Below are 25,386 nucleotides of genomic sequence, written 5' to 3' on the forward strand. Positions count from 1 at the left end.
TCGGCTGCTCCGGTACGGAAGTGCTTCACCTCGCTGTCACCTTCCGAAGCAGGTTGACAGGCACCATTCCCGTGCCGAGCAGCGTGTGGACGATCTGGCCGATGCCGGAGGCGGTCACGATGACGTCTTCGATGTCGCAGAGGTTGATGACCCAGGCCTGATCCATCACGATCTCAGCGCCCTGGACCCAGTGCCTTTCGGCCGCCGTTTTGCTGGGTGATCGCTTCCCGGCGTCCATGACCGCGTCCAGCACGGTGTTCGAGTAGTTGAACCAGTTGATCGGCGATACGCCTGTGCGGAAGAAGATCCGCAGTGTGGTGTCGGCGTTGAGCGCGTCGCCGCCGGACCCGTGGACCAGCATGTGCGGTTGCTGCCCGACCGGCGTCGAATGCAGTGCGAATACCTGCGAGGTCGGCATGGCCCGCACCGTCGCGGCCAGTCCCAACGCTGCCAGCTGCGTCTGGAGGAGTTCGGCAACACGGGCATCGGTGGCACCACCGGCCTCGTCGTAGGCGAGGTCGATCTGCTTGTCGCTGTCCGGCAGTTTCGCGATCAGCGCCGTCAGCTCGGAGACGTCGTGGTCGGGCGCATCCGGCGCGACCCCGTCCGGCAACACTCCGGCAGGGTAGAACTGGGTGGATCGTGAGACTGTCGAGCCGTAGGCGGGTTCGATCAGCGCGGGAACGTCCACCGCCTTGCGCATCGCTCGACGGAACCCGGTATCGGAGAACGCACCCTTCTTCCAGTTCAGGAAGATCGAGGACTTGAACGCCGTCGGATGTTCCGTCACAGTCAACGCCGGGTTCGTCTTCATCGCCTCGATCGCGGCGATCGGCAGGCCCTTGGTGATAATGTCCAACTGGCCCTGCTCGAGCAGGAGGCGTTGCGTCGTGATGTCCGGGATGATCTCGATACGCAGTGTGGTGAATTCCGGTTTCGTTCCCCAGTAGCCCTCGTAGGCGGTGAGCGTGTAATGGCTGCTCGGCACGAACTCGGTGATCCGATAGGGCCCGGTTCCCGCATCGTGCGTACTCAACCAGCCCTGGGCCAGATCATCGTTCACGCTGTGGTCCTGCACCGCGGTCGGGCTCACTGCTTTGAGCCCCCAAGGGCAGGCCAAATAATCGAGGAACGGTTCGACAGGTTGTTTGAGCTCGATCACGAGCGTGGAGTCGTCGGGCGCCGACATCGACTCGATGTCGGCGATCAGGTAGGCAGGCGCTTGGTTGACGGCGGAACGCCGTGCATAGCTCTTGATGAACGTGGTGGCCGTCATCGGCGTTCCGTCGTGGAAGGTGACACCGGCACGTAGCTCGAACGTATAGGTGAGCCCGTCGTCGGAGATCGTCCACGTCTCGGCCAGTCCGGGCCCGATCTCGGGCGAATCGGGTTTGTAGGCGACCAAGCCTTCGTAGGCACTCAGGGTGACCTGCAGACCCTCTCCCTCGTAGAAGATGTCCGGGTCGGGCACTTGCATGTCCGCCAGGAATCCGAACCGGATCGTGTCACCGACCGTTCCGGCTCCACGGGATCCGCCCGAACATGCCGACAACAGCGCCGATACCCCCAGGGCTTCCGCCACCGCGACGAGCGCGGTGGCCTTCAGGAACGTCCGTCGGTCCGCAGTCGTGCTCATGTCGCAACGCACCTTTCAGAGTCGTCGATCACCAGCGAAGCCATCGCCGCACCCTGCGTCCGCGATCGTGCGAAACCGCAGCGCTCGCGGCAGTCGTACTCGCGTCTGATGTGTGGCGACGAACGTGCGACCTACCCCATGACGACCCCCAAGCCTTCGCGGGCGCGGTGCCAAGCACTACCGGCATCGCGAGCGACATCCGATTTCGTTCCGAGGTCCGCCGCCAAACCATCGCGGCGACCCGACACATGTTCCGAATCATCAGTGTCACACAGCAATCCGGATCCACATGCCGAAATCAGGTGTGGCACAACCGAACTTGGGACTCCACGGCGAGCGTCGGCGCGCTGGGAGTCGGGCGGCGCGCCGATGTCAGCGTGCACAGATGCCTGCGTTATGGCGGCGTCCGACGGGCTTTCGGAAGTCGAAGCAAGACCGGGAGATGCGGGGCCCGCGGCGCCGAAGGTTGTAGTCCACAGGGCTTGACACTCGGCGAACTTCCTCGGATCGCTGTGCACGCGTTGCGAATCCGGTCCACGACGCGAAAGGCGCCATAATGTGCGACATCTATTGACAGCGCGCCTGTGGTGATGCGATGTTGAATACAGTACAGTCCGCGACAGCCGAGACGTGGACGGACACGGCCTCAACAGTCTCACCGATCTGGTCCGTGCTTCTATTGTGTACCTCTACTCGATTATTGTCGGGCACCGGCCCGAGTTATTGTGCTCGGATATCATCATGCGTCCAGGGGTGAAGGCGTGAGCGACAAAGAAACCGATTCCGACTATTCCGGGTACACGCTCGTCGAGAGCCCCGGCGACAACTTCGACGACAATTTCCGCCCGCAGGTCTGCGACATGGCGGATCTGCACGGTGACGCGGCGGCACGAGATCGTTTCATCAACCAGCTCGGTACCGCCATGGAGGACGTCGGGATCGCGATTCTGATCAACCACGGTATCGACGCCGATGAATTTCAGACCACCGATGCCAATGCGTTGAACATTTTCACAACGACATCCAATGAACAGAAAATGAAGTTCGTTTCAACGGACTGTGCCTATGGTGAGCCCTATTATCTGGGGTACGTACCACTCCAGGAGAGCATGCCTGCGCTGCCGCATGCGGTGGAAGCATGGGAATTCGACAGATCCGCCTTCCGAATCACCGGGGAAGATGCGGACAAGGCTCTCGCCTCCTGGCCGGACGAGAAATTCGAAGCAGCATTCAGAGGTTTCTGGCACGCGTGCGAGGAGTTGACCCCGCAGCTCGGCAGAGCTCTGCTCCGGTACCTGGACGTCGATCTTTCGCTCTACGACGAGGACATCTCCCCCACGAACGACGTGCTGAGATTGAATCACTACCCGCCCATCAGCTCTCCCGTCGACGACCTTGCATCGCCGGCCCGCGTGCTGTCCCACGAGGACTATGGGCTGCTCAGCTTGATGACGGGAAGTCCGGTAGAAGGGCTACAGGTATATCGCCCTCGAAGCAAGGCGTGGAGCAGGGTGTGCACCCCGGCTGATTCCCTTGTTGTCATCAGCGGAGAATGGCTCAGATTTATCAGCAACGATCGCTTTCGTGCCTGCACTCATCGTGTCAGCGTGCCACGCGATCCCACCCAGCGCGCCGTGCCCCGGGTGACCGTTCTCTACACGCTTCATCCTTATGAAGCGGCGCTCGTCAAAGTATTGCCGGGGTTCCATCCGAAACATCCGTCGATCAGGGGCAGAGATTTCATGACACGGGTTGCCGACAGACTGTCCGAACGATGCCGTTTGTTGACGGATCAGCCATGAGATTCTCCTGGCCGAAGACCAAAACCCTTCCCAGCTCGGGCAATCCAGACTGCCCGAGCATATCGAGATCGGATGCGATTCAATGAGTAGTCGATTCAGCCCGAATATCCCTGGTCATGCCAGGAGCCGACGGTCGATCGACGGGGGGCGGTGACTGTGTTGTTTCTTCCTCGGTCCGACCTGGCTTCTTTGTTCGAGCAGGCTCGGTACCGCGCCTTCCAATTCGAGGTGGAGGATGAGCATGTCGTGAGCGACGAACACGAACCGATGCGCCGATATCAGGCCGGCCTGGTGCCGCTCGACCCGGACGATTACCCGGTGTTGTGGAAGGAATGGGAGGACCTGAGCGACGCGACCACCGCCAGAGGAGTCGCCATGCAACGTGTCCGGGTCGTCACCGAACCCCTGACCGAGTACATCCGTTTTCTCCACGCGGTGACCGGGCGCAACCAGGCACACGGTGAAGATATTCGCTGGCTCCCCCGTCACTGGTTGAATCCGGAGGACTACACCACGGACGAGTGGTGCCTGATCGACGACGACACGCTTGCCTGGACGCTGTTCGATGAGGAGGATTTCGTGGGCTACGGGCTGACGGATGATCCGGTCGAAGTCGCACGCGCGATCGCCGTGCGCGACGCGCTGTGGGCAAAAGCTGTCCCCCACACCGACTACGTTCCAGCGGATCGATAGCCGACTGGCGTCGAACGGCCCTGGGGTTCAGCGCGACTCAGTTGCTGCAACCCCATACCGGCGCCGTTCGAGCACCCGATCGTCGAGGCCACAACGACCCCCGAACCAGTTCGAGCACGCCTCCGGCCCGATGCCCGAACGATCGCGGCGGCAACGACTGATACACCCGCAGGTACGCCTCGACCATTCGATCCGGGTGCCCGTCTCCGGCGACCGAGGCCAACGCGCCCGCGACGATCCTTTCCCGGATCCGCGGATCTCCGAGCTCGCGAAGACACCGGGGAATCTCGGAGAATGCCGCGCGCCGACGGTATTTCAGCCCGTTCACTCCATCGGTGACCATGTCGAAGCCGGGACTGTCGGGCACGATCACCGGACAGCCCGAGGCCATCGCCTCGATCATCACCATCGGATGCCCCTCGGACCGCGAGGTCGAGATCAGCGCGCCACCACCGGCGGCCACATCCCGATACAACTGCACCAGAGCGGCTTTCGAACACAGGCCGGGCCGGTAGTCCACCCGCCCGGCCAGCCAATCGTCGAGCCCCAGTGTCTCCGCATTGTCGTCGGTGTCGATGATCACGACCTCGAAATCCGCCAGCACACCGGCCGCCACCAGATACAACAGCCCGTGGATGCCTTTGGCCGGCCAGTCGGTATCCACCGCCCGGCCCACCCACAGCAGCTGGGGACGCGCACCCGCCCGCCCTGGCCCCGGCGTGCACACCGCCACATCCGGAGCATTCGCGATGACCTGAGGCGAGGTCGCCGTGCGCGTGATCAACGCCGCGGCCGCGTCGGCCGACACCGCTGTGTACCCGTCGAACCGCACCTCGGTCACATCGGTCGGGGTGCTGACGTGCGCGGTCACCACCGTCCCCGCGAACAGCGCCGCCCACCGCAGCAGCGAACCGAGACCGGGCCAGGTCGGGCACGCCGATGTCGCGTGCACCACCGTGAAATCACCCCGCGCGAGTCGTCCCGCCACCGGCGCGGGCGACCCGATCCACACGCCGAGCGCACACAGCGACCCGATCCGACCAGGGCTGCCCTGTGGCGCGTACGCCCCACACCGCACACCACGCTCCTCCAGCCCCCGTATCAGCACCTCGAGCACCGCTTCCACCCCGCCGTCGAAGACCGTCGCAACGAAGAGAACACGCACCTCGCCGGCGCGCCTCACATCCGGCCTCACGCCTAACCCTCCATCCCTGCTCGGCACCACCTCGATAGTCACCGGAGAGGGGATTCAGCCGTATCCCAGAGCACGGGACAAATCTTGGGATCGCTGTAGTCGACATCACCGTTCGGGAGTCGGCCACACATCTGATCGTTGACATGTGAGTGCAGTTTCCCATTTTCGTCGAAAACCCGTTGGTATCGGTTCGCGTCATCCTGCATGTGCACGATCAGTCCTACTCTCGCAAGGTTGCTCAGATTCGAGCCGCTGCCGTGAATCGTCATGCAGCTGTGAAAGCTCACTTGCCCCTTGCGTAACAAGAGCGGCACCCGACGAATCGGCATTCCGGTGCCCATGAGCAAACTGTCCGCCTTTTCCGGGTCTGCGCCGAAAATGAATTCGTCATTATAGCGAACCGCGCGTATTTGCTCGGTATCCGACCATCGATGGCTCCCATCGATCATTATCACGGGTCCCATGGATTCGTCACTGTCCTGTAGGGCGATCCACGCGGTCAACATTTTGGTGGAGGTACAGGTGTGCCAATGAACACGGTCGGAATGCCATTCGATGGTGTGCTCCGTGCGCGGTGGCTTGTATATCAAGCTGCTCAACCAGAGCCTGATCTGACTGGTCTGCGCCAGCCGCGCCGCAATGGCCCCGATCAAGGGCTGGAGCATGAAGCTTCCGAGACTGTTGCTGGTCAGAGCGACGTGATCGTTGAATCGGAGCTGATGAGGCGAGCCCTCGATCCAGTCGTCCATCTCGTCGAGCGTGATGGGTAACGCCCTGTCGCGCTCGCCCCTGTGGTGAGCCGCTAAGGCAGCCGACGCGGCGTCCACCACTTCGTCGGTGAACAATCGTGGTGTAACGAACCAGCCGTGCTGCTGATAGAACTCGACATCGTCGTCGGATGGCAGCAACTCCTGTTCGGTCGGCGACAACTCGAACATAATACCTCGTTCCAAATCTACAGAAAGAATATCTAAGACGGTGCGCTACTTATCCCACAGCACGGGACAAATTGTGGGGTCACTGTAGTCGAAATCGCCGTTCGGTAGCTTGCGGCACATCCGATCGTTGGCAGTAGTGAGCAATTCTCCCGCTTGATCGTAGACCGGTTGGTAGCGATTCACGCGATCCTGCATATCGACTGTTGCACCGACCCTGGCACGCCCGCTCAGATTGGGGCCGCTGCTGTGGAGCGTCAGGCAGTGATGGAAACTGACTTCTCCCTTGCGCAACAACATGGGAACGGTTCGCAGTGGCATGCCGGTGCGCTCGAGGCGGTCCTGCAACAATGCGGGATCGGCGCCGAAAAATGTTCGGCCGTATCTGATGGCACGAATGTCTTCGGTATCGGGCCAGCGGTGGCTTTCATCGATCATCACCACCGGACCCATGGACTCGTCACAGTCCTGCAGAGCGATCCACGCAGTCAACATATTGGTGGAGGTACAGGTACGCAGGTAGGCGCGTTCGGCATGCCATCCTATAGTGGTATCGCCGCCGGCGGTTTGTGGTTGCTTGTACACAATACTGCTCTGCCACAATCTGATCTGGCTCGTTTGCGCCAACCGCGCTGCAACGGCCGCGACTATCGGCTGCAGCATGAAATCGCGGAGGCGGCGATTTGTCAGCGCAACATAGTCGTTGAACCGGATCTGGTGAACCGCACCCGGGGCCCAGTCGTAGAGTTCGTCGATCGCGCCCGGGAGGACGTAATCACGCTCGCGTCGATGATGCGCCTCCAATGCGTTCAACGCATCGTCGACCGCTTCCTCGGTGAACAACCGTGGTGTGATGAACCAGCCGTGCTCCCGATAGAACTCGACATCGTCATCGGAAGGGAGCAATTCTTGTTCAGCACTTGTCAACTCGAACACCGAACACCTCTTTCACATCGGCAACACGACGTCCGGAAGCTGTGTCATTGCTGTCCGGACTCACTTCAGCCCCTCATCGACCGGCCCGGCGGTCGAGAACACGCAGATGCAGTCCTCCTGGTACCAAGGAGACGGAAAGTGGGGGGCGGATGCGCAGACCGGGGATGGTCTGCAACCGCCAGCGACTCGCGATAATCACCAAGGCCAGCACAACCTCGGTCATCCCGAAGGCTTCCCCGATACACTTCCTGGCCCCGCCGCCGAAGGGCAGCAGGCTTCCCGGGGGCGATGCCGCGCGTTCCGGCAGCCAACGGTCGGGATCGAAACGATCGGGCTCGTCGTAGAGGTCGGCCCGCCGGTGAATGAGGTACGGGCTCAGGGCGACGGTGCTGCCGACTGGTAGATCGTAGGGGCCGAGCCCCACCCCGGCGGTCACTGTCCGTGTGAAGAACCACGCAGGAGGATAGAGGCGAAGGGTTTCGGTGACGATCCTGCTCGCGACCTGCAGCCGCTCCAGGTCACTGTATTCGGGCTGCCGTCCCGAAAGCACCGCATCGATCTCGGCATGCAACTGCGCCTCGATGTCGGGGTGTTGCGCGAGCACACACAGCACCCACGCCAACGCCGAGGAAGTAGTCTCCGTTCCTGCGACGAAGAACGTGACGACAGCATCGCTGACATCGTCGTCGATGCTGCTCCGAGCGTCACTCTCACGGTCGTGGGCCGCCATCAGCGCCGAGAGCAGATCCCCGTTGTCGATGCCGCTCGCGCGGCGATCGGCGATGATGCCGTTCATCGTCTTCCGCAGCCGACGATTGGCGTGGTTGTACCGCCTGGTACCGGGAATCGGTAGACGGCTGATCACGTCGGGCAGCAGCGTGCGTTGAAAAGTGCCGTCGAAGGTGGCGGTGAGATCGCCGATCACCTCGTACAGCACCCCGGTCGGCAGGGTACTGGAGAACATGGCGGCACCGAATACCCTCGAGGTGATCGTGAACATCTCGGGACACACGTCGAGGACTTGACCTGAATGCCAACCGTTTACGACGGAGGCTATCTGGGTTGTCATCGTGTGCGCATAGTCCGCCAGACGTCTCGGATGAAAGGCAGGCTGGGCCAGGCGGCGCTTGTGCCGATGCTTGCTGTGTGTGCACGTGGCGACGCTTTCGCCCAGCCACTCCCGTTCTCGTTCCAGAAACAGACCACCCTTGTCGAAGGTCCGGTCGTCGATCAGAACTTTGCGCGTCAGCCCGGGATCACAGATCACCACAGCGGCCTTCGGGCCGAGGCGGATCTTCACGAGATCACCGTGTTCGGGTAGCTGAGCCAGAAATGTGAAGGGCTGCTTCAAGAACGGCAGGAGATGGCCGACCACAGGCCGGGCGCCCGGCGCAGTCGGTATCTCGCAGGAGAGCTCTGTCATGAGACGCTACGTTTCCCTTCATAGATCCCTGGACCATCGCCGCAGACGGCCCCGACCTGGCGAAGCCATCCGAACCAATCCTCGAGGCCCCAGGACCGGACAACGAGTCCGTCGGCGATCTGGTGAAATTCGTGAATCCGAATTCGGACAGCTCTTCCGGTGGCGGGAACACCGAGCCACTCCCCCTCGTGTACGCCGCGCATCTCCCCGCGGACCGCCACCATCCCGTTGCCGTCCTCCCCGCGTCCGTCGACGATCATGTGCACCACGATCGTGAAGTCGGAGAACGCGTGATCGATGGCGGCAACGAGACTTTCGATCCCCGCACGGCCTGACGCCGGCCCGGACGAGTCGTCGACCCAGTCAGGGGCCAGCACGCCGTCGAGTAGGCCGACGTCGCCGCTCAAACCGCGGTAGAACGTCGTGATCAGGTCGTCGACTGCTCGCGTCACCGGTGAGCTCCTCCCGCTTCTATTGCGTTCCGTGCGGCGCGGCCAAGAGCTTGTTGACGTACTCGAGGGCGAGCCGCGGCGTCCGGAGAATCTCGACGGTTTCATTCGGTAGCAGCATCGGTATGGGGACGTGCCATTCCCGCTGGATTCGTTCGGCCAATTCGATCGTGCCGAGCGAGTCCAGCCCGAGTTCCTCGAAGGGCTCGTCGAGTGTCTTCTCGGTGAGTTCCAGGTCGGCTCCTTCACACGCCCGATACAGTCGACTCAAATCATCGAGGGCGAACTCTCTCATCAGTACTCCTTGTCGGAAAGGCAGCGACTCACCGGCGCCTGAACCAGATCGGGTGGCAAAGGTCAGACGGTGGTTTCGTGGCAGGTGCACGCGGTGACACGGTCGAGGTGCGCAAGGTGCAGAATGTGACGTGCCGCTACCTGGATCGCGCTGAACGCGACGTGTTTGTAGGTACCGAAGAAGCCGCTCAGCAGGATACTGGCCGAGCGATTGTACACTTCATGCCACCAGTGATCGGGCACGTACAGTGCGTCACCGGCCTGGAGCTCGATTTCGAACAAACTCTTGTCGGAATTCGTCGACACCGCGGCTATCTCCGCCAAGGGCCGGGCCGAAAGACGTGCCCACGGGTCGTACTTCGCGGACAGCGCATCGGCCCCTTCGACGAAACCAGGCGGCGCTATGCGGAAGCGCTTGTTTCCGCGGATCGCTACGGCAATGTTTCCCAGCAGGTCGTAGTGAGCACCGGTGCGCGCGCCCGCGGGGCCAACCCAGACGCCGGGGGGTGGGGAGACCGCCCGCCGTGGGAAGAGTCTCTTTCGAGGCGATATGTCGGCCTGAAGCTGCGGGAACCTACGCAAAAGGTCGAATTCCTTGAGATACAGGGATTCCCCGCCGGGATCGTCGAGAGCGAGGAACTCCATGTACGCTCCCAGCGTCGACTCGGTGAAATGTGTCGCGGCGCTCTCACGATCCCCCCGAACCAACTCGATGGTCATCTCGGGCCGCAGCTTTCCGAGGAAGTCGAAATCCCACCGATGCACGGCCGGCCAACTGGCGGCCAGCCCCGGAAGGAACGCGGGTTCCTTTCTGGCGATGTACTCGCTCAATGGTCCGGTTGCCGGTCGTAGCTGCAGCACTTCTTCTCCCCTAGATCAAAGACCTGTGGATCACGACCCCGTAGTCCAGGGACTGCGGGTGGGGAAAGTAATTCGGCTTGACCGAGACTATCGTCGTGAAGCCGTTCAAATAGTAGTAGCGAAGCTGCCGGTCGATGGGCGCCCCGTCATCGTTTGTCGCCCGCACGTAGGAGAGGGGTGAGCCCTCCGGGTTGGCCTTGATCCATTCGCGCAGTCCAGGGACGGTCGACCCGCCGTACAGGTTCCGATAACCCAATTCGGCCAGCTGCGGCAAGAACGAGCGAAAGAGAGCTCCGGCCGCTGCGGAGCTGGTACTGGTCAGACTCACGCCGAACAGGCAATCGGTACTGCCGTGTGGGGGAAGTGGGGCGTAGGCACACGCTCTCCAATTCTCCGCCTCACGAATCGTTTCCTTGGTGACGGGCCGAGCGAACATGGACGCGAGGAGCCTGTCCCCGTCCTGCGAGAATGCGCCCGCGGCATGTTCGGGTAGCTGATCGATTCTCGCGAACAGCTCCTCGGCTGTCGCTGCCTGTTCGTGGTCCCACTTGGTGCGCTCCATGCTCACCAGTTGATCCAGGTCGGATAACCGAAGGTTGCGAACCGCGATATCGTCTCCACCGGCGGTTCGAACAGAAGTACGGGGAAGGTTTTCGCCTGTTGGCATGTGTTTTCCCTTCGAAAGCATTTTTCCGCCTACGGGAAGTCGAGGGGTCGGGAGCCGCTGTCTCGGTCGAGAACCTCGCTGATATGGGCGGCGAGGCGGGTCGGGGTCGGATGGTCCAGGATGCCTGCGACCGTGAGCCGGACGCCGGTAGCGCTGCTGAGGCGAGTGCGCAGCTCAACATTGGACAGCGAGTCGAACCCGGCGTCTCGGAAGGTCCGATCCGCGGCGAGGGCGTCGGGATCCTGGTGTCCCAGCACGACAGCGGCGTGGGTGCGAATCAAGGTTGTCAGTGCTTTGACCCGTTCGCTGGGTCGCAAGCCCAGAAGTTTCGGTCGGGGGAAGTCTTGTGTGGCGGAGCCGGACCCTTCGCCGACAGATGAAGGCGGGTGGTGCCGAGGCAGTTCGGCCAGGACCGCGGCCGGCGGCGTACCGGGGTCGATGGGCGAGAGCGCCGTCGCGGCGAGAAGGGGCTCATCCTGCTCCAGGGCCATGTCGAAAACGTCCAGCGCGCCGGCCGTGTCGAGTGGGACAAGACCTTGCCGGGCAAGACGTGCCAGGTCGGTGTCGTCGAGGTGGGCGGTGAGTGCGCTGGATTGCCGCCACAGTCCCCACGCGATGGATGTGGCAGGCAGGCCGATGCTGTGCCGGTGGTAGGCCAGCGCGTCGAGGAAGGCGTTCGCTGCCGCGTAGTTCGCTTGTCCGGCCGTGCCGACCACGTTGGCGATGGACGAGTACAGCACGAACGCGCGCAGGTTCATGTCCGCGGTGAGCTCATGGAGATGTCGGGCGGCGATCGCTTTGGGCGCCAGAACCCGCTGGAGCCGGTCGGGGGTGAGGTCGGTGAACAGACAATCGTCCAAGATCCCGGCGGCATGAACGACAGCGCCGAGTGGGTGGCGAGGCGAGATATCTCCGATCACCGAGGACAGGGCGGCGCGGTCTGCGACATCGCAGGCCGCCAGGGTGATCTGGGCACCCATTTCACCGAGTTCAGCTGCCAGTTTCCGGGCCTCGGCCGCCTCGTCGCCCTGGCGACTGACAAGGAGGAGGTGGCGGCAACCGTGCGCGGTGACGAGATGACGCGCGAGCAATCGACCCAGGCTTCCCGTACCGCCGGTGATCAGAACTGTCTCTTCGGGTGCGAGCGCAGTGGGCTGAGTCAGGACGAGTTTGCCCGTGCTGTGCCCCTGGCTGAGGTGTCGCAACACTTCCCTCGCGTGACCGATGTTCCAGGTTCGGACGGGCAGAGGGCTCAGCAGGCCGTCGGCGAACAGCGACTGGAGATGGCCGAGAACGACTTCCACACGAGACATCGGAAGTACCGCGATATTGATGCAATCGTAGGTGATTTCGGGATGCCCGGCGGTGACAGTGGCTGGATCCCTGAGGTCGGTCCTGCCCATCTCGAGGTAGATTCCACCGGGCCGGAGAAGCCGGAGCGAGGCATCCACCGCTTCGCCCGCGAGGCTGCCGAGGACGACATCCACACCGGTGAAATCCGTGACCTCGGTGAATTGCTGTTCGAATTCGAGGGTGCGGGAGTCGGCGATGCGTTCTCGCGGGACCCCCATCTTCTCGACGACCCCGTGCTTGGAAAGGCTTGCGGTCGCGTAGATCTCGGCGCCGAGCATGGCGGCGATCTGGACAGCGGCCATGCCGACTCCCCCGGCCGCCGAATGGATCAGGACCCGCATGCCCGGTTTCACCTCGGCGAGCTCGACGAGCGCGTGGTAGGCCGTGAGGAACACGATGGGCGCGCCTGCGGCCTGAGCACGGCTCCAGTGCGCGGGCACGGTGAGTACGGCACGTCGGTCGACGACGACGACGGGCCCGTAAGCCCCCGGCCTCGCGCCCGCATGCAGTACGACCGCGGCGACCCGGGCGCCGAGCTCTACGTCGCCGACCTGCTCGCCGACCTCCACCACGTCACCGGCCACTTCGAAACCGAGTGCGGTTTCGTCGAGCATGCCGAGCGCCACCAAAGGATCACGGAAGTTCACGCCGGTGGCCAGCACGCGGATGCGCACCTGGCCCGGTTCGAGCGGCATCGTGAGGTCGGGTGCCGGTGCGGCCGTGACACTGTCCAAGGTCTTGTCTCGACCTGGCACCAGCCTCCAGGGTTGCTCGATCGCAGGGGGCCGGAGAAGGCCTTCGGCCGCGGGAGCGAGGCGTGGGACCAACGCCCTCGCGCCGCGCAGAGCTACCTGCGGATGGTCGGTGGCGATCGCACCCGTCATCAACCGGTGATCGACTGGGCCTGCGTCGAGATCGATCAATTGCACACGGCCCGGATGCTCGCTCGAGACCGATCGCATCATGCCCGCGCATGCCGCGCCGAGAGCGTCCGGCGCGCTCTCCGCGATGCTCGCGCTGTGGGCGCGGCGTGTGACGCAGACGATCAGCGTCTTGTGGAGCAGCTCTTCGCGCAGAAGTGTCTGTGCATCGGCCATCGAGCGGGAAAGGTGTTCCCGCAGTGCGGTTTCTTCGGGCAGCTCGTCGCCCTGTGTCGAGGAACGAAGATCGAGCAGGACGACCTCCGGAACGTCTCGCCCGTGCCGCAGCGCAAGTAACAACGAGCGGGCGTCGGGGTGAACGTCGTTCCCTGGAAGGTCGCGATGTGAGCCGACAACCACCCATCGCGCACAATCCGCCTCGCCGACGGTGTCCACATCCACTGGCCTCCAATGGAATCGGAACGCATGGCGAGCGCCGGTGGCGAGCATTCCGCGCAGGCCACGTTTCGTCACCGGACGCAGGAGCAGATCTCGGAATTCGGCGACGGGGTTTCCGTCAGGGTCGGTGACCCGGACGTGGTGGCGGTCCTGTCCGGCCGGGCTTATCGTGGCGCGCAGATCGTCGGTCCGCCGCGGCAGTATCCGCGCGGATCCGATGGAGTACGGCAGTATCGTGCTCTGCTCGGCTCCGGTCAGCAGTAGGGCGTGCAGGATCGAGTCGACAAGAGCGGGATGAACAGCGAAGCCTTCGGTGTGCGCGGCCTGGTGCTGCGCCAGATGGACTTCGACGTACAGCGTGCCGTCTTTGCTCCACGCGGCCGTGAGGTTCTGGAAGGCGGCACCGTAGTCGTAACCTCTGTCCCGCAGCGCGCGATAGCATCCGTCCACAGATAGGCTATGACTGCCCGACGGAGGCCAAACCTGTTCCTGTGGAACGTCTTCGGTTTCTACCGCGACCATGTCGACGGTTGTTGCCTCGCCGTGGCAGCGCCATGGACCCTTGTCTCCACGATCACGGGAGTGCAGGGTCAACCGCCGGCGTCCGTCCTGTCCCACCGGGCCGCACATCACCTGGATATCGACTGCGATATCGGTCAGCGGCAAAGGAGAACTCAGGACCAGGTCCTGCACCCCGCTTGCCCCCGCCCGCACAGCGCACCAGGTGAGAATTTCGACCGTTACCGTGGCGGGAACGATGACCCGGTCGAGTACCTTGTGGTCTGCCAGCCACGAGTGTTCTGTCAGATCGAGGTGACCCACACACACCATGCCGCCGTCGGAAAGGTCGGTGGTGGCGGTGATGAGCGGGTGGTCTGCGATGTCGAACGATCCCTCTCGTCTATTCCGTGACGTACTGGTTGTCGGTAGCCAATAGGACCGACGTTGCAGCGCATACGTGGGCAGGTCGACCTCGCGGGCACCGGGATACAGTGCCTCCCAATCCACCTCGGCGCCCTGGGCGTGCGCGTCGGCCACGGCGGCAACAAAGTCTTCACCTCCTCCTCGCCCGCGCTGCAGCGTGCCGGTGACCCCGGCGTCGATGTCGACCATCGATGCGATCTCGGCGATGGCGCCGGTCAGTACGGGGTGCGGAGATACCTCGACGAATTGCCGATATCCCACGGTCAGCGCACGGCGTATCGCCTCGTCGAAATGCACTGTCCGGCGCAGGTTCTCGAACCAGTACGCAGCGTCCAGACTGGTCGAATCGATGATCTCGCCGGTGGTCGAGGAAATGATGGGCAGCCGGGCCGCACGCGATGGGATCGCGCCGAGATCGGCGAGGATACGATCGCGCAGTATCTCCATATGCCGGCTGTGGGAAGCGTAATCCACTGGCAGCAGCCGACCTTCGACACCGCGTTGGTCGCACTGCTGCAGAAACTCCGTCATCGCGTCGGCATCGCCGGCAACCACCGTGGCCGACGGTCCATTGACCACCGCCACCTCGAGCCGGCCGTTCCACCGGCACAGCGATTCCCTTGTGCGCTCGGCGGGCATCACCACCGACGCCATGGCTCCTCGCTGGTCGACCACCCGGAGCGCGGCGCTGCGCAGCGCCACTACGCGGGCGGCCTCGTCGAGTGTGAGGGCTCCGGCGATATGAGCTGCGGCGATCTCACCTTGACTGTGCCCGATGACGGCGGCGGGCCTGACCCCGAGGCTCTGCCACAATTCGGCCAGCGACACGTACATCGCGAACAGCAGCGGCTGGATCACCTCGGCCCGCTCGACTTGTGCGCTCCGTTCCCCACGCAACACCGCGACGACGTCGAAGTCGACGTAGGGCCTCAGCGCCTCCGCGCAGCGTGCCATCGATCGAGCGAAAACGGGCGAGTCGGTGAGCAGCCGATCGCCCATCCCGACCCATTGCGACCCTTGACCGGGAAAGACGAAAACGGGACCGGGTCCGTGCCGCACCTTCCCCACGGCAACGCCGAGCGGGGCCGAATCCGTGGCGAACGCGTCGAGCCTCCCGACCAGTTCCTCTTTCCCACCTCCGGTGACCACAGCTCGATGTGTCAGAGCGCTGCGCGTGGTGCCGAGCGACCAGCTGAGATCCACCTCCGAGAGGCCTCTATTGCTGCGCACGTGCGCGGCCAGCGCCGCGGCCTGTGCGACGAGAGCGGACGGCGACGCCGCGTACAACGACCACATCGGTAGCTGCGTGCGCAGTGGAGAAGGCTCACGCCCGCGCGTGGGCCGAGGCCCGACAGCGGCGGGCTCGGGCGCTTCTTCGAGGATGACGTGGGCGTTGGTGCCCGTGATCCCGTACGACAGGACGCCTGCCCGACGCGGTTCTGTCATACGCGGCCAGGGACGAGACTGCTGCAGCAGCCGCATCCCGCCCGTCGACCAGTCCACACCGGCGATGGGGTTCTCCACATGCAGTGTGGCGGGCAATCGCTCGTGCTGTAGCGCCAGCACCATTTTGACCAGGCCCGCGAGTCCGGCGGCGGCGAGTGTGTGGCCGATGTTCGACTTGACCGAACCCACCCACAGGGGGTCGTCCGCGGAATGGTGCCGTGCGTAACTGGTCTGCAGAGTCGCGGCCTCGGTGGTGTCGCCGAGGGGCGTTCCGGGGCCGTGCGCTTCGATCGCACCGACGTGCTGGGGAAGCAACCCTGCGTCGTCGAGGGCGGCGGCGATCACGGCCTGCTGCGCACGCCCGTTCGGCGCCTGCAGAGTGGCGCTTGCTCCGTCCTCGTTGACGGCGCTGCCGCGGATCACCGCCAGCACCGGCTTGCCGAGGAGCTGGGCTCGTTCCAACGGCATCAAGATCAACGATGCGACCCCCTCCGCCGGCGCGAATCCGTTGCCGTCGGCGGAGAATCCGCGGGAGTAGCCATCCACCGACAGGACCCTGTGCCGTGAGTATCGTGCCAGCATCGACGGATCGGAGATCGCGGTAGCGCCGCCGACGATCGTGACATCGCACTCACCGGAGCGGAGTGCTCGAACCGCCAGGTGCACGGCCACCAGAGCTGACGAACAGGCTGTATCCACCGTGATGGCAGGGCCGTTGAGGCCGAGGGCATAGGCGATCCTGCCCGAGGTCGCGCTCAGCATCGTCCCCATCAGCAGATGCCGCTCCAGGCCAGGAATTCTCGAGCCCGCCAGGCCGTAATAGCTGTCGGTCGCTCCGACATACACGCCGGAGCGGACGTTACTCAGCGACCGTGGGCTCAGGCGCGCACGTTCCAGTGCCAGCCAAGAACTTTCCAGCAGCATCCGCTGTTGCGGATCCATCGTGGTGGCCTCACGCGGGCCTATCCCGAACAGGCTCGCGTCGAATTCGCCGAGGTCACGCAGGAAGCCACCCCGCCGGATGTACGTGGACCCTTCGACGGCCGGGTCCTCGTTGTACACACGGCTGAGGTCCCACCCACGTTCGGTGGGGAGGCCGTAGGAAACATGTCGCCCTTGGGAAAGAAGCTTCCAATACTCGTCCGGATCATCGGCGCCGGGGAAACGACAGTCCATGCCTACGATCGCAATCAATCCACCCGGCCCGGAGTCTCTGTGGTCAATCATGGCACCATTCATTCCTCGCGTTCAGGCACAGTGGGGCAGACCGGATGTCAGGAAGAATCCCGCTCGGAGCGCGTCTAGTCGTCGTAGTCCACGTATTTGCCTGCCAGCTTCGCCATGAAGTCCTTGGCGCCGATGGGTCCGTACTTCGGTGTGCGGCCGGGCCATACCTCGAGAACCGAGTCCTCCCGGGGCAGAACGAGGTAGGGAACAGAGATCCGGGATACCGCCCGATGGCCCGGATCCCGAGGTGCGCACACCCGATGCGAACACGAACGGAAACGATCGTTGCTGACCATCTGGAGCCAGTCGCCGCTGTTCAAGATCATGGACCCGTGCGGGGCGGTGACCCTGCTCCAGGTTTTGCGCTGCGGGTGGAAGAGCTGCAGCCCTTCGATCGGATTGGCGGGCAGCAAGGTGATGAGGCCGTAGTCTTCGTGGGTCATGAAGCGACCCGTGTTCTCGGTATCACTCGCCCGGCCCGCCAGCGCCGGGTAGTGGTTGATCCGCAGTACGCCGTACGGTGGGGAAAGTTCCTCGTCGTAGATCGACGGATCGATGTTCAGATACTCGAGCAGGGTCCGGACGAGCGGCAGCGTCAGTTCCTCGCACGCCCGCCAATACGGCCGCAGACCGGTTTCGAACTTCTCCTCCGGCCAGAAGGTCAGCGCCTTGTCGTGATCCTCACCGGGCACACGGAAGGAATCACGAAAGAACTCCCATGCTTCCACGGCATTCGGCCGTGTCGGTGTCCACTCTTGGACCGCGAAGTACCCGCGGCGGAACGCTCCGCCGTACACGTAGTCGGTCGCGGCGAACTTCAGCTTCTGTTCCTCGGGAACCGAAGCGAACAGTTCCAGAGCGCACGCGTCGGTGGCCTGGAGCGAGTCGATATCGATCCCATGGTTCACCAAGATCGCCAGCCCGGTATCCTCCATGGCGCGACCGAGCATATCGACGAAGCGTTTCCGCGCGGCCGAGTCGCCCTGCAGGTCGGACATATCACAGATCGGCGGCTCGAAACTGTCGTCGAACACGTCGTCGGGGCTTTCCTCGAGCGAATAATCGAGGTCTTTCTCCACCACCCCGAACTTGCCGAGCGCTTCATTGGAATTGCTGGAACCCACGTTGTCACCTCTGAATGAATCCGAGCCGTCGACGGACGACTATATTTGCGCACGGCGTCGATCCGACGCACAGCAGACCTCAGCGATCCAGATACCTGGCAGCCAGCCTCGTCATGAAATCCCGGCCGCTGATCGGCTGATACTTCGGATCGAAGCCCGGCAGAACTTCCACGATCGACGTCTCGTGAGGGTGCACGACATAGGGAATGGTGAGGCGGGGCACGGCCCGCTGGGCGCGGTCGCGAGGGACGCTGACGCGATGGGTGCAGGAATGGAAGCGATCGTTGCTGATCATCTTCAGCCAGTCGCCGCTGTTCAGGACGAAGGACCCGGCCGGCGCGTGGACCCTGCTCCACGTCTTGTGTCGCGGGTGGTAGAGCTGCAGGCCCTCTACCGGGGTAGCGGGCAACAGCGTGATCAGCCCGTAGTCCTCGTGGGCGATGACTCGGCCGGTGTTCCCGGCATCCGCGACGGCATCGGCGATCGGCGGGTAGTGGTTGAACCTCAGCACACTGTTCGGCGGAGACAGCTCTTCGTCGTACAACGAAGGGTCGACGCCCAGATATCGGAACATGGCGTGCACGAGCGGAAGCACCATCCGCTCACAAGCCTGCCAGTAGGGTCGCAGCGCCACTTCGAAACGCTCACCCGGCCAGAAGGTGAGAGCCTTTTCCGGGTCTTCGCCCGGAATACGGAAAGCCGTTTTGTCGAGTTCCCACGCTTCTACCGAATTCGGCAGTGAAGCCGTACTTTCCTGGAGTGGGATGTACCCCATTTGCAGCGGCTCGCCGAATGTGCAGTCCGTCGCGATGTACCTCATCTTTTCTTCGATGGGTGTCGTCGTGAACATCTGCAGTGCCGCGTCAGCGGCGCCGGGCAGGACCGTTTCGGCACCATGGTTGATCAAGATGGCCAGTCCGACTTCCTCCATGGCTGCCCCGAGTCGGTCGATAAAGCGACTCCGCGCCGCCGCATCGCCGTCGAGATCCGCCATGTCGCACACTTGCGGCTCGAAGCTGTCGTCGAATATGTCGTCGGGATTTTCGATGAGCGAATATTCCAGACAGTTGAGATCATTCTCCACCACGGCGAATTCTGCGTGCTCTACATCGGATCTATTTGCACTCACACTGGCCCCTACAAGGTATTCGATCAGATGTCCGGGTAAAGTCCCACTCGGTGACTGGAAAGCTTGCGAAGGTCGAATAAGGGTGGAACTGCTGGGTAAACCAAGATTGCCTCACCACTGATGCGCTGTCAATAGTGGCCGGAGAAGCGACAAGACGCAGAGAATTTGCTCGCCCCGAAGCTATATTTCAGCAATCCGACCAGGCAGTCGGTCAAACTCTCGCGGCGACAAGCCATTCCTGTTTCACAGATCTTCGCAGTCCGACAATCGCCATGAACGCGCGGAGTATTACGACTGCCACCGGCGCGGAACTATTCCACCGGCAGCGGAAATAGTGGGCAACGACCGCGACTTACCGATCCCATGACATTTCGCAACGAGCAGCCCGTGCGACGTCATGGAGCCGCTGCCCTATCGTGGTCGGCTCGACTCGCGTCCATCACATGATGGCCCGCTAGCACCAGTCTACGGTGATTCACGTTGAGACAGTGGGTATTTCGAGCATTTCGACAGCGCTTCAGACTGAATGCCCCCGTCACAGCCGCTTCCACGCCTATACCGTCCCGGTAGCGATAGGGATGCCAAGCTTCGGCCCGGCTACCGCGCCCGCCTGGCACCAAACCCGTTGTCCGCGCATAGCTTTCGTGTCAGAATTGGTTCGGCTGTAGGGATGGTGCCGGCCGGTGGCCACGCCACGCTCGACGAGCGGCTCACCAGCTTCGCCGGAGGCCGTGAACGCATTCCGCTCGGCATCGAGTCCGGCACATCGACATGAACGAATCGCCGACGCGGCGGGGCAAACCGCCCGGTGACGGACCGTCGGGAGGCCGAAGTTCATCACTCTCGTGATCAGATCCTCAGTCGGTCCCGCGTCGTCGGCAAGCGACGATCACCACGTAGGAGTGGACCAGCGCAATGAAGCGGACACCGGCGTAACCCGCGCCCCACCCCGAATAGGAGCACAGCACCATGAGTGACCCCGCCGGCACCGTCTCGACCACCGTCTTTCTGGGAATACCGTTGGGGCAGTGGATCACCCGTAACGCATGGGCTGACATCCCACGGCAACCCCGTGCCCGGGTGGCTGTCCGCAGGCCTTCCGACTTCGCGGCCGGGCCTGGAGCCCTGGCCGTCATCACCCCCGCCAACCCCGGCGGTCCAGCATGACCGACGAGCTCCGGCGCACACCGGTGTTGACGGTGACGATCCCAGCGGCCTTGGCATGGACCCAGCACGCCCTGGTTTGGGCATGGACGGTCGTTCATCGGTGGCTGCGACCGTGAAAATGTGAGCCGACGCCGGCCGAACTACCACTCTCGGCGTCGCGGGTTCGAAGCTGCTCGCCAACAACGGATTCCGGTACCGGAATCCACCTCAGGTCTCCTGTTGGGCGTCGGCAGATTGCTGCTGACGCGTCGTGTTGGTTTCGGCGTGTGGTCGAGGAAGCGACAATACCGCGGCGCCAGCTCGACGGGGCCGCAGCGACGAAACGAGGCCTTCGCCGCCCAGACACTGGCAGTGCTACGCAGCTGGAAGATTGCGCTCGACGACCCGCGGGTTCCACGGCACCGCTCGCGGCTAGGAGTCGCGGCCGGTGGCCGATGGCCGCCCCGGGGCTCCTCCGAGCAGCGCATCGACCGCGTTGCTCACACGCAGCGGCGATCCGGTCGTGGACTCCCCCAGCTGTTCAGCCACCCACGCTCGACTGGGACCGGACTCGTGACGGCCTGCGACGAACCACACTCCGCGCGCGGGCTCGTCGGACTGATTGACGTACAGGTGCGGACGGGTGGAGTCGAAACACAGCGAGTCGCCGGCGGTGACGGTGTATTTGTCGAAGTCGAGCAGCAGGGTCAGCTCCCCGGCGAACAGGTAGGCGTACTCGGTTCCGGAGTGGCGCATCGGCATCCGGTCCGCCGAGCTCGCCGCGCCCGGTTCGTAGGTGACCAGCAGGGCATCCACATCAGCGCCCGAGCCGACCGCGAGTTTCTCCCACCGCACGCCATCGGCCATCTCGAGCACCGGATTGGTCGCACCGCGCTGCACCACTCGCGTCGCGGGATCGTCGACGGGTTCGGCGGACGGTTCGGCGTTTCGTCCGTACCTGATGTCCAGAAGCTCGTCGAGGGAGACTTCGAGGTGGTTCACCAAGGCGTACAGGGTGCTCACCGAAGGCTGGGATTTGCCGTTCTCGATCTGGGAGAGCTGGCTGGCCGAGATGCCGACCGCAGCCGCCACCGCGCGCAGGCTCGACCCGCGGTCCTGACGTGCCCGCTTCAGCGCGGGCCCGATCCTGTCCTGCATCAGCGCACTCCTCGTCCACTCGTCAACTATCAATGAACAATATCCGTTCACCCGAAATGAACATACCGCCCCGATGTGGCGCACCCCGGCGAACCCGTTGCGGCGCAGGGAATTCGCTGTTCACAGGCTGCATACAGGCAACTGTCAGACGCAACCTTCGACGGCAACTTGTTCACTCTCATGAAATATCCACCGCGAAGTGGTTGACATCACTCGCCAGATGTTTAATGATACTGAACACATTCGGTGGCTTTCGCCCCACTTCCGTCATCGACGACGAAGGAGACCCGTGTCTTCCCCGCTCGCTCCACCTCGGCCGATTCGGCTGTCCCAGCTTTCCACCACCATGGTCCAGCACCCGGCGACAAACTCTGCGGCGGGGCGAGGGTACTCATGCTGATCGGGTTCGCCGGCCTCGGCCGGATGGGCAGGCCCATGGCCGACCACCTGGCCGCCGCCGGGCACACCGTCCACGCTTATGACCCGATGGCCGATCAGGCCGGCGCGTCGGTGACGCTGGTCGAGGCCCCCGACGCGCTGGCCGGCACCGAACTGTCGATCAGCATGTTGCCCGACGGTGCGGTCACCCGTGCGCTGGTCACCGACAGCCTGCGTACCGTCGCGCCCGGCCACCTGCACATCGTCATGGGGACCGTCGGTCCCGAGGTCGTGCGCGAACTCGCCGCTCTGCCATGGCTGCAAGTCGTCGACGCACCGGTCTCGGGCAGCGTGTCCATGGCCGAGTCGGCGACGATCACCACCATGGTCGGCGCCGGTCCCGAACAGTTCGAGCGGGTACGCCCGGTGTTGGCCGCGATGACCGCAGCACAGTTCCACGCCGGCCCGGTCGGCGCCGGGTCCACGGCCAAACTCGCCGTCAACGCCGTCCTGGCGGGCCTGAGTCAGGCTGTGGCGGAAGGAATCCTGCTCGCCGAAGCAGGCGGCCTCGACCCCGCTACCTACTACGGCATCCTCGCAAGCAGCGCGGCGGGTGCGCCGTATGTCGGCTACAAGCAGCAGGCCTACCTCGCCCCGGAATCGACCCCGGTCGCGGCACCGGTGTCGCTGATCCGCAAGGACCTGGCCCTGGCGCTGGAGCTGGCCCACCGCCACCGGCTCACCCTGCCCGGATCCGAGGCCGCCTTCGCCGTGCTCGACGACGCTGTCACCAGCGGGCTGGCAGCAGCCGACATGGCCGAAGTCCTGACCACCTTGCGCCGCCGCAGCGCACTTGCGCTGTCCGAAACCCTTTCCCCCACACCGCAGACAGGAGCACTCTCATGACCGGCGACACCCTCGACACCACCGAGATCGAATCGACCATCCGCACACTCGAGGAGGCACGCTACGCCGCCGTGCTGGCCGGTGACATCGACGCTTTCGCCGCTACGGCGCACCCGCGACTGCTCTACACCCACTCCAACGCCGAAGTCGACACCCTCGACACCTACCTGGGCAAACTGCGTACCGGCCACTACGTCTACCACTCCATCGACCATCCTGTGCACCAGATCGTCGTCGTGGGCGACACCGCGGTGGTCTCCGGGGAGATGCACGCCGACATCACTGCAGGCGGGGTGCGCAAGCAGCTGGCCAACCGGGCCCAGGCGATCTGGGTGCGCGCGAACGACCAGTGGCTGCTGCTGGCCTACGGGCCCACCGTCATTCCCGGGGAGATCCGATGACAACCTTCACCTACGACGGCCTCCCCGGCCGTGTCGTCTTCGGCGCAGGCACGGCTCGCACCAGGTTGCTCGTCGAACTGGATCTGCTCGGCGCCCAGCGCATTCTGCTCATCGCCACCGACGCCGAAGGCGAGGTCGCGACCCGGATGTGCGCGCCGTTCGCCGACCGTGTCGTGGCCACCTTCGCCCAAGTCCGGCCCCATGTTCCCGTCGAGGTCGCCGAACTGGCCCGCAAGGCCGCCACGGAGGCTGATGCCGATCTGGTGCTGTCGGTAGGCGGCGGATCCACCACCGGCACAGCCAAAGCTGTCGCCCACACCACCGGACTGCCGATCCTCGCCGTCCCGACGACCTACGCCGGATCCGAGGTCACCCCGGTGTGGGGCATGACCGATCGCGGCCGCAAGACCACCGGTACCGATCAACGGGTCCTGCCCAAGACCGTGGTCTACGACCCTGAGCTCACCGCCTCACTGCCGGTGGACCTTTCCGTGGCCAGCGGCCTGAACGCGGTGGCACACTGTGTGGAGGCGTTCTGGGCGCCGCGGCGCAGCCCGGTGTCGAGCGCGGTTGCCGAGGACGGCATCCGTCATCTCGTCGCCGGATTGGCCACCCTCGCCGATGTCCCGACCGACCCGGCCAGTCGCAGTGAACTGCTGCTGGGTGCCTACTTGGCCGGATCGGCGTTCGCCGTAGCCGGATCGGGCCTGCACCACAAGATCTGTCACGTGCTCGGTGGTGCGTTCGACCTGCCCCACGCCCAGACCCACGCCATCGTGTTGCCTTACGTACTGGCCTACAACGCCCCCAACGCCGCCGAAGCCACCGACCGCATCACCCGAGCGCTGGGCCGCACCGACATCGTCGACGCATTGCGTGAACTCGGCGCCGGGCTGGGCGTTCCCGCCGGCCTTGGTGAGCTGGGCATGAGCGAAGCGGAGATAGATACCGTCATCGACGACATCACCGCGATCGCCCCTGCCGACAACCCCACGCCGGTCACCGAGGAAGGAGTGCGCGCCATCCTGTCCGGTGCGTGGGCCGGATCTGATCCAGCGGGACTGCAGCAATGAGCGCCGAGCAGGCTCTCGCAACGGATCGGGAAGCCGCCGTCACCGCGGAAGTCTTGGCCAGTTTCGCCGGCACTCCCGACCCACGCCTGCGCGCGGTGATGCACAGCCTCGTCCAGCACCTGCACGCTTTCGCCCGAGACATCCGGCTCACCGAGTCCGAGTGGGAAGCCGCGATCGAATTCCTTACCCGCGCAGGACATATCACCGACAGCCGACGGCAGGAGTTCATCCTGCTCTCCGACGTCCTCGGCCTGTCGATGCTCACCGTCGCGATCAACGAACCCGACGCACCCGGCGCCACGGAGTCGACGGTATTCGGGCCGTTCTTCGTCGACGACGCCCCCGAGATCGCCCTGGGCGGGGATATCGCCCAAGGCGCATCGGGAGTTCCCTGTCATGTGTCGGGCCAGGTGCGCTCGACCACCGGCGACCCGGTGGTCGGCGCCCGGATCGAGGTATGGGAAGCCGATGACGACGGCTATTACGACGTCCAATACCCCGACAACCGCACCGCGGGCCGCGGCTGGCTGAACTCTGGCGCCGACGGCGAGTACCGGTTCTGGTCGGTGCTTCCCGCCCCCTACCCGATCCCACACGACGGACCGGTCGGCGACCTGCTCACCGCCACCGGCCGCGGCCCCATGCGGCCCGCACACCTGCATTTCCTGGTCACCGCACCGGGCTTCCGGCAGCTGATCACCCACCTCTTCGTCGCCGGCGACGCCTACCTGGACTGCGACGCAGTGTTCGGTGTCAAGAACAGCCTCGTCGTCGAGGTCACCCGGCACACCGACACCGCCGCACCCGACGGCGCTCACCCCCGAGGTGAGTGGACGAGCATCACCTTCGATCTGGTGCTCGCTCCCCACGAAGCCCGATAGCCCGCTCACCAGCGGCAACTCGTCCGGGCG

General features: G+C 64.2%; 20 protein-coding genes. 7 read left to right on the forward strand and 13 right to left on the reverse strand.

Annotation, left to right across the window (positions count from 1 at the left end; all coding sequences use genetic code 11):
* Nucleotides 1–25: 25 nt before the first annotated feature.
* Nucleotides 26–1,636, reverse strand: coding sequence for an ABC transporter substrate-binding protein (locus ACWF9G_RS07100; RefSeq protein ID WP_452514277.1), 1,611 nt, complete (start codon nucleotides 1,634–1,636; stop codon nucleotides 26–28).
* A 761-nt stretch (nucleotides 1,637–2,397) separates the two neighbouring features.
* Here ACWF9G_RS07100 and ACWF9G_RS07105 point away from each other — a divergent pair.
* Nucleotides 2,398–3,438, forward strand: a complete 1,041-nt coding sequence (locus tag ACWF9G_RS07105) for a 2OG-Fe(II) oxygenase family protein (protein WP_452514279.1) — start codon at nucleotides 2,398–2,400, stop codon at nucleotides 3,436–3,438.
* Nucleotides 3,439–3,594: 156 nt separating this feature from the next.
* Nucleotides 3,595–4,131 (forward strand): DUF6879 family protein, encoded by a 537-nt coding sequence (locus tag ACWF9G_RS07110; protein ID WP_452514402.1) that lies wholly within the window; start codon nucleotides 3,595–3,597, stop codon nucleotides 4,129–4,131.
* 37 nt (nucleotides 4,132–4,168) lie between these two features.
* Here ACWF9G_RS07110 and ACWF9G_RS07115 read toward each other — a convergent pair whose 3' ends face one another.
* From ACWF9G_RS07115 to ACWF9G_RS07165, 11 genes are all read right to left on the reverse strand, one after another.
* A complete protein-coding gene (locus tag ACWF9G_RS07115) occupies nucleotides 4,169–5,296 on the reverse strand; it encodes a glycosyltransferase family 4 protein (RefSeq protein ID WP_452514281.1) in 1,128 nt (375 codons plus the stop codon).
* A gap of 68 nt (nucleotides 5,297–5,364) precedes the next feature.
* Entirely contained in the window at nucleotides 5,365–6,264 is a 900-nt protein-coding gene (locus ACWF9G_RS07120) for a phytanoyl-CoA dioxygenase family protein (RefSeq protein WP_452514283.1), read from the reverse strand.
* Nucleotides 6,265–6,309: 45 nt separating this feature from the next.
* Nucleotides 6,310–7,197, reverse strand: a complete 888-nt coding sequence (locus ACWF9G_RS07125) for a phytanoyl-CoA dioxygenase family protein (RefSeq protein WP_452514285.1) — start codon at nucleotides 7,195–7,197, stop codon at nucleotides 6,310–6,312.
* A 73-nt stretch (nucleotides 7,198–7,270) separates the two neighbouring features.
* Nucleotides 7,271–8,620: a cytochrome P450 gene (locus ACWF9G_RS07130; protein ID WP_452514287.1), complete on the reverse strand. Its 1,350-nt coding sequence runs from the start codon at nucleotides 8,618–8,620 to the stop codon at nucleotides 7,271–7,273.
* Nucleotides 8,617–9,072: an ester cyclase gene (locus ACWF9G_RS07135; protein ID WP_452514289.1), complete on the reverse strand. Its 456-nt coding sequence runs from the start codon at nucleotides 9,070–9,072 to the stop codon at nucleotides 8,617–8,619. Before ACWF9G_RS07135 ends, ACWF9G_RS07130 begins: the two co-directional genes overlap by 4 nt.
* Before the next feature lie 19 nt (nucleotides 9,073–9,091).
* Nucleotides 9,092–9,364 (reverse strand): acyl carrier protein, encoded by a 273-nt coding sequence (locus tag ACWF9G_RS07140; protein WP_452514291.1) that lies wholly within the window; start codon nucleotides 9,362–9,364, stop codon nucleotides 9,092–9,094.
* Nucleotides 9,365–9,426: 62 nt separating this feature from the next.
* The gene (locus tag ACWF9G_RS07145; RefSeq protein WP_452514293.1) at nucleotides 9,427–10,194 is read right to left on the reverse strand and encodes a cupin-like domain-containing protein; all 768 of its coding nucleotides are present in this window, start codon (nucleotides 10,192–10,194) and stop codon (nucleotides 9,427–9,429) included.
* A gap of 40 nt (nucleotides 10,195–10,234) precedes the next feature.
* The gene (locus ACWF9G_RS07150; protein WP_452514295.1) at nucleotides 10,235–10,786 is read right to left on the reverse strand and encodes a hypothetical protein; all 552 of its coding nucleotides are present in this window, start codon (nucleotides 10,784–10,786) and stop codon (nucleotides 10,235–10,237) included.
* A gap of 134 nt (nucleotides 10,787–10,920) precedes the next feature.
* Nucleotides 10,921–17,172 (reverse strand): type I polyketide synthase, encoded by a 6,252-nt coding sequence (locus ACWF9G_RS07155; protein ID WP_452514297.1) that lies wholly within the window; start codon nucleotides 17,170–17,172, stop codon nucleotides 10,921–10,923.
* A gap of 62 nt (nucleotides 17,173–17,234) precedes the next feature.
* Complete coding sequence (locus ACWF9G_RS07160) at nucleotides 17,235–18,284, reverse strand: 2OG-Fe(II) oxygenase family protein (protein ID WP_452514299.1); 1,050 nt, start codon at nucleotides 18,282–18,284, stop codon at nucleotides 17,235–17,237.
* Between the two features lie 79 nt (nucleotides 18,285–18,363).
* Nucleotides 18,364–19,368: a 2OG-Fe(II) oxygenase family protein gene (locus ACWF9G_RS07165; RefSeq protein WP_452514301.1), complete on the reverse strand. Its 1,005-nt coding sequence runs from the start codon at nucleotides 19,366–19,368 to the stop codon at nucleotides 18,364–18,366.
* Nucleotides 19,369–20,382: 1,014 nt separating this feature from the next.
* Here ACWF9G_RS07165 and ACWF9G_RS07170 point away from each other — a divergent pair.
* A complete protein-coding gene (locus tag ACWF9G_RS07170) occupies nucleotides 20,383–20,580 on the forward strand; it encodes a hypothetical protein (protein ID WP_452514303.1) in 198 nt (65 codons plus the stop codon).
* Nucleotides 20,581–20,991: 411 nt separating this feature from the next.
* Here ACWF9G_RS07170 and ACWF9G_RS07175 read toward each other — a convergent pair whose 3' ends face one another.
* Nucleotides 20,992–21,717: a helix-turn-helix domain-containing protein gene (locus tag ACWF9G_RS07175; RefSeq protein WP_379303260.1), complete on the reverse strand. Its 726-nt coding sequence runs from the start codon at nucleotides 21,715–21,717 to the stop codon at nucleotides 20,992–20,994.
* A gap of 393 nt (nucleotides 21,718–22,110) precedes the next feature.
* Between ACWF9G_RS07175 and ACWF9G_RS07180 the strand changes: the two genes are divergently transcribed.
* Genes ACWF9G_RS07180 through ACWF9G_RS07195 form a run of 4 tightly spaced genes read left to right on the forward strand, consistent with a single transcriptional unit; the run spans nucleotide 22,111 to nucleotide 25,356 of the window.
* The gene (locus ACWF9G_RS07180) at nucleotides 22,111–23,001 is read left to right on the forward strand and encodes an NAD(P)-dependent oxidoreductase (RefSeq protein WP_452514306.1); all 891 of its coding nucleotides are present in this window, start codon (nucleotides 22,111–22,113) and stop codon (nucleotides 22,999–23,001) included.
* On the forward strand, nucleotides 22,998–23,402 hold the full coding sequence (locus ACWF9G_RS07185) for a nuclear transport factor 2 family protein (protein WP_452514308.1): 405 nt from the start codon (nucleotides 22,998–23,000) through the stop codon (nucleotides 23,400–23,402). The genes ACWF9G_RS07180 and ACWF9G_RS07185 overlap by 4 nt, the downstream gene beginning before the upstream one ends.
* Nucleotides 23,399–24,475, forward strand: coding sequence for a maleylacetate reductase (locus ACWF9G_RS07190; RefSeq protein WP_379303266.1), 1,077 nt, complete (start codon nucleotides 23,399–23,401; stop codon nucleotides 24,473–24,475). The genes ACWF9G_RS07185 and ACWF9G_RS07190 overlap by 4 nt, the downstream gene beginning before the upstream one ends.
* Nucleotides 24,472–25,356, forward strand: a complete 885-nt coding sequence (locus ACWF9G_RS07195) for an intradiol ring-cleavage dioxygenase (protein ID WP_379303268.1) — start codon at nucleotides 24,472–24,474, stop codon at nucleotides 25,354–25,356. The genes ACWF9G_RS07190 and ACWF9G_RS07195 overlap by 4 nt, the downstream gene beginning before the upstream one ends.
* Nucleotides 25,357–25,386 lie beyond the last annotated feature (30 nt).

It is taken from the genome of Nocardia sp. NPDC055029 (genome assembly GCF_053608525.1).

What these genes read in the sequence shown, in the direction of transcription:
- ACWF9G_RS07100 (WP_452514277.1), bottom strand. Translation starts at nt 1,636, where the DNA reads ATGAGCACGACTGCGGACCGACGGACGTTCCTGAAGGCCACCGCGCTC.
- ACWF9G_RS07120 (WP_452514283.1), bottom strand. Translation starts at nt 6,264, where the DNA reads ATGTTCGAGTTGTCGCCGACCGAACAGGAGTTGCTGCCATCCGACGAC.
- ACWF9G_RS07130 (WP_452514287.1), bottom strand. Translation starts at nt 8,620, where the DNA reads ATGACAGAGCTCTCCTGCGAGATACCGACTGCGCCGGGCGCCCGGCCT.
- ACWF9G_RS07140 (WP_452514291.1), bottom strand. Translation starts at nt 9,364, where the DNA reads ATGAGAGAGTTCGCCCTCGATGATTTGAGTCGACTGTATCGGGCGTGT.
- ACWF9G_RS07150 (WP_452514295.1), bottom strand. Translation starts at nt 10,786, where the DNA reads ATGGAGCGCACCAAGTGGGACCACGAACAGGCAGCGACAGCCGAGGAG.
- ACWF9G_RS07155 (WP_452514297.1), bottom strand. Translation starts at nt 17,172, where the DNA reads ATGAATGGTGCCATGATTGACCACAGAGACTCCGGGCCGGGTGGATTG.
- ACWF9G_RS07170 (WP_452514303.1), top strand. Translation starts at nt 20,383, where the DNA reads ATGAGTGACCCCGCCGGCACCGTCTCGACCACCGTCTTTCTGGGAATA.
- ACWF9G_RS07175 (WP_379303260.1), bottom strand. Translation starts at nt 21,717, where the DNA reads ATGCAGGACAGGATCGGGCCCGCGCTGAAGCGGGCACGTCAGGACCGC.
- ACWF9G_RS07180 (WP_452514306.1), top strand. Translation starts at nt 22,111, where the DNA reads ATGCTGATCGGGTTCGCCGGCCTCGGCCGGATGGGCAGGCCCATGGCC.
- ACWF9G_RS07185 (WP_452514308.1), top strand. Translation starts at nt 22,998, where the DNA reads ATGACCGGCGACACCCTCGACACCACCGAGATCGAATCGACCATCCGC.
- ACWF9G_RS07190 (WP_379303266.1), top strand. Translation starts at nt 23,399, where the DNA reads ATGACAACCTTCACCTACGACGGCCTCCCCGGCCGTGTCGTCTTCGGC.
- ACWF9G_RS07195 (WP_379303268.1), top strand. Translation starts at nt 24,472, where the DNA reads ATGAGCGCCGAGCAGGCTCTCGCAACGGATCGGGAAGCCGCCGTCACC.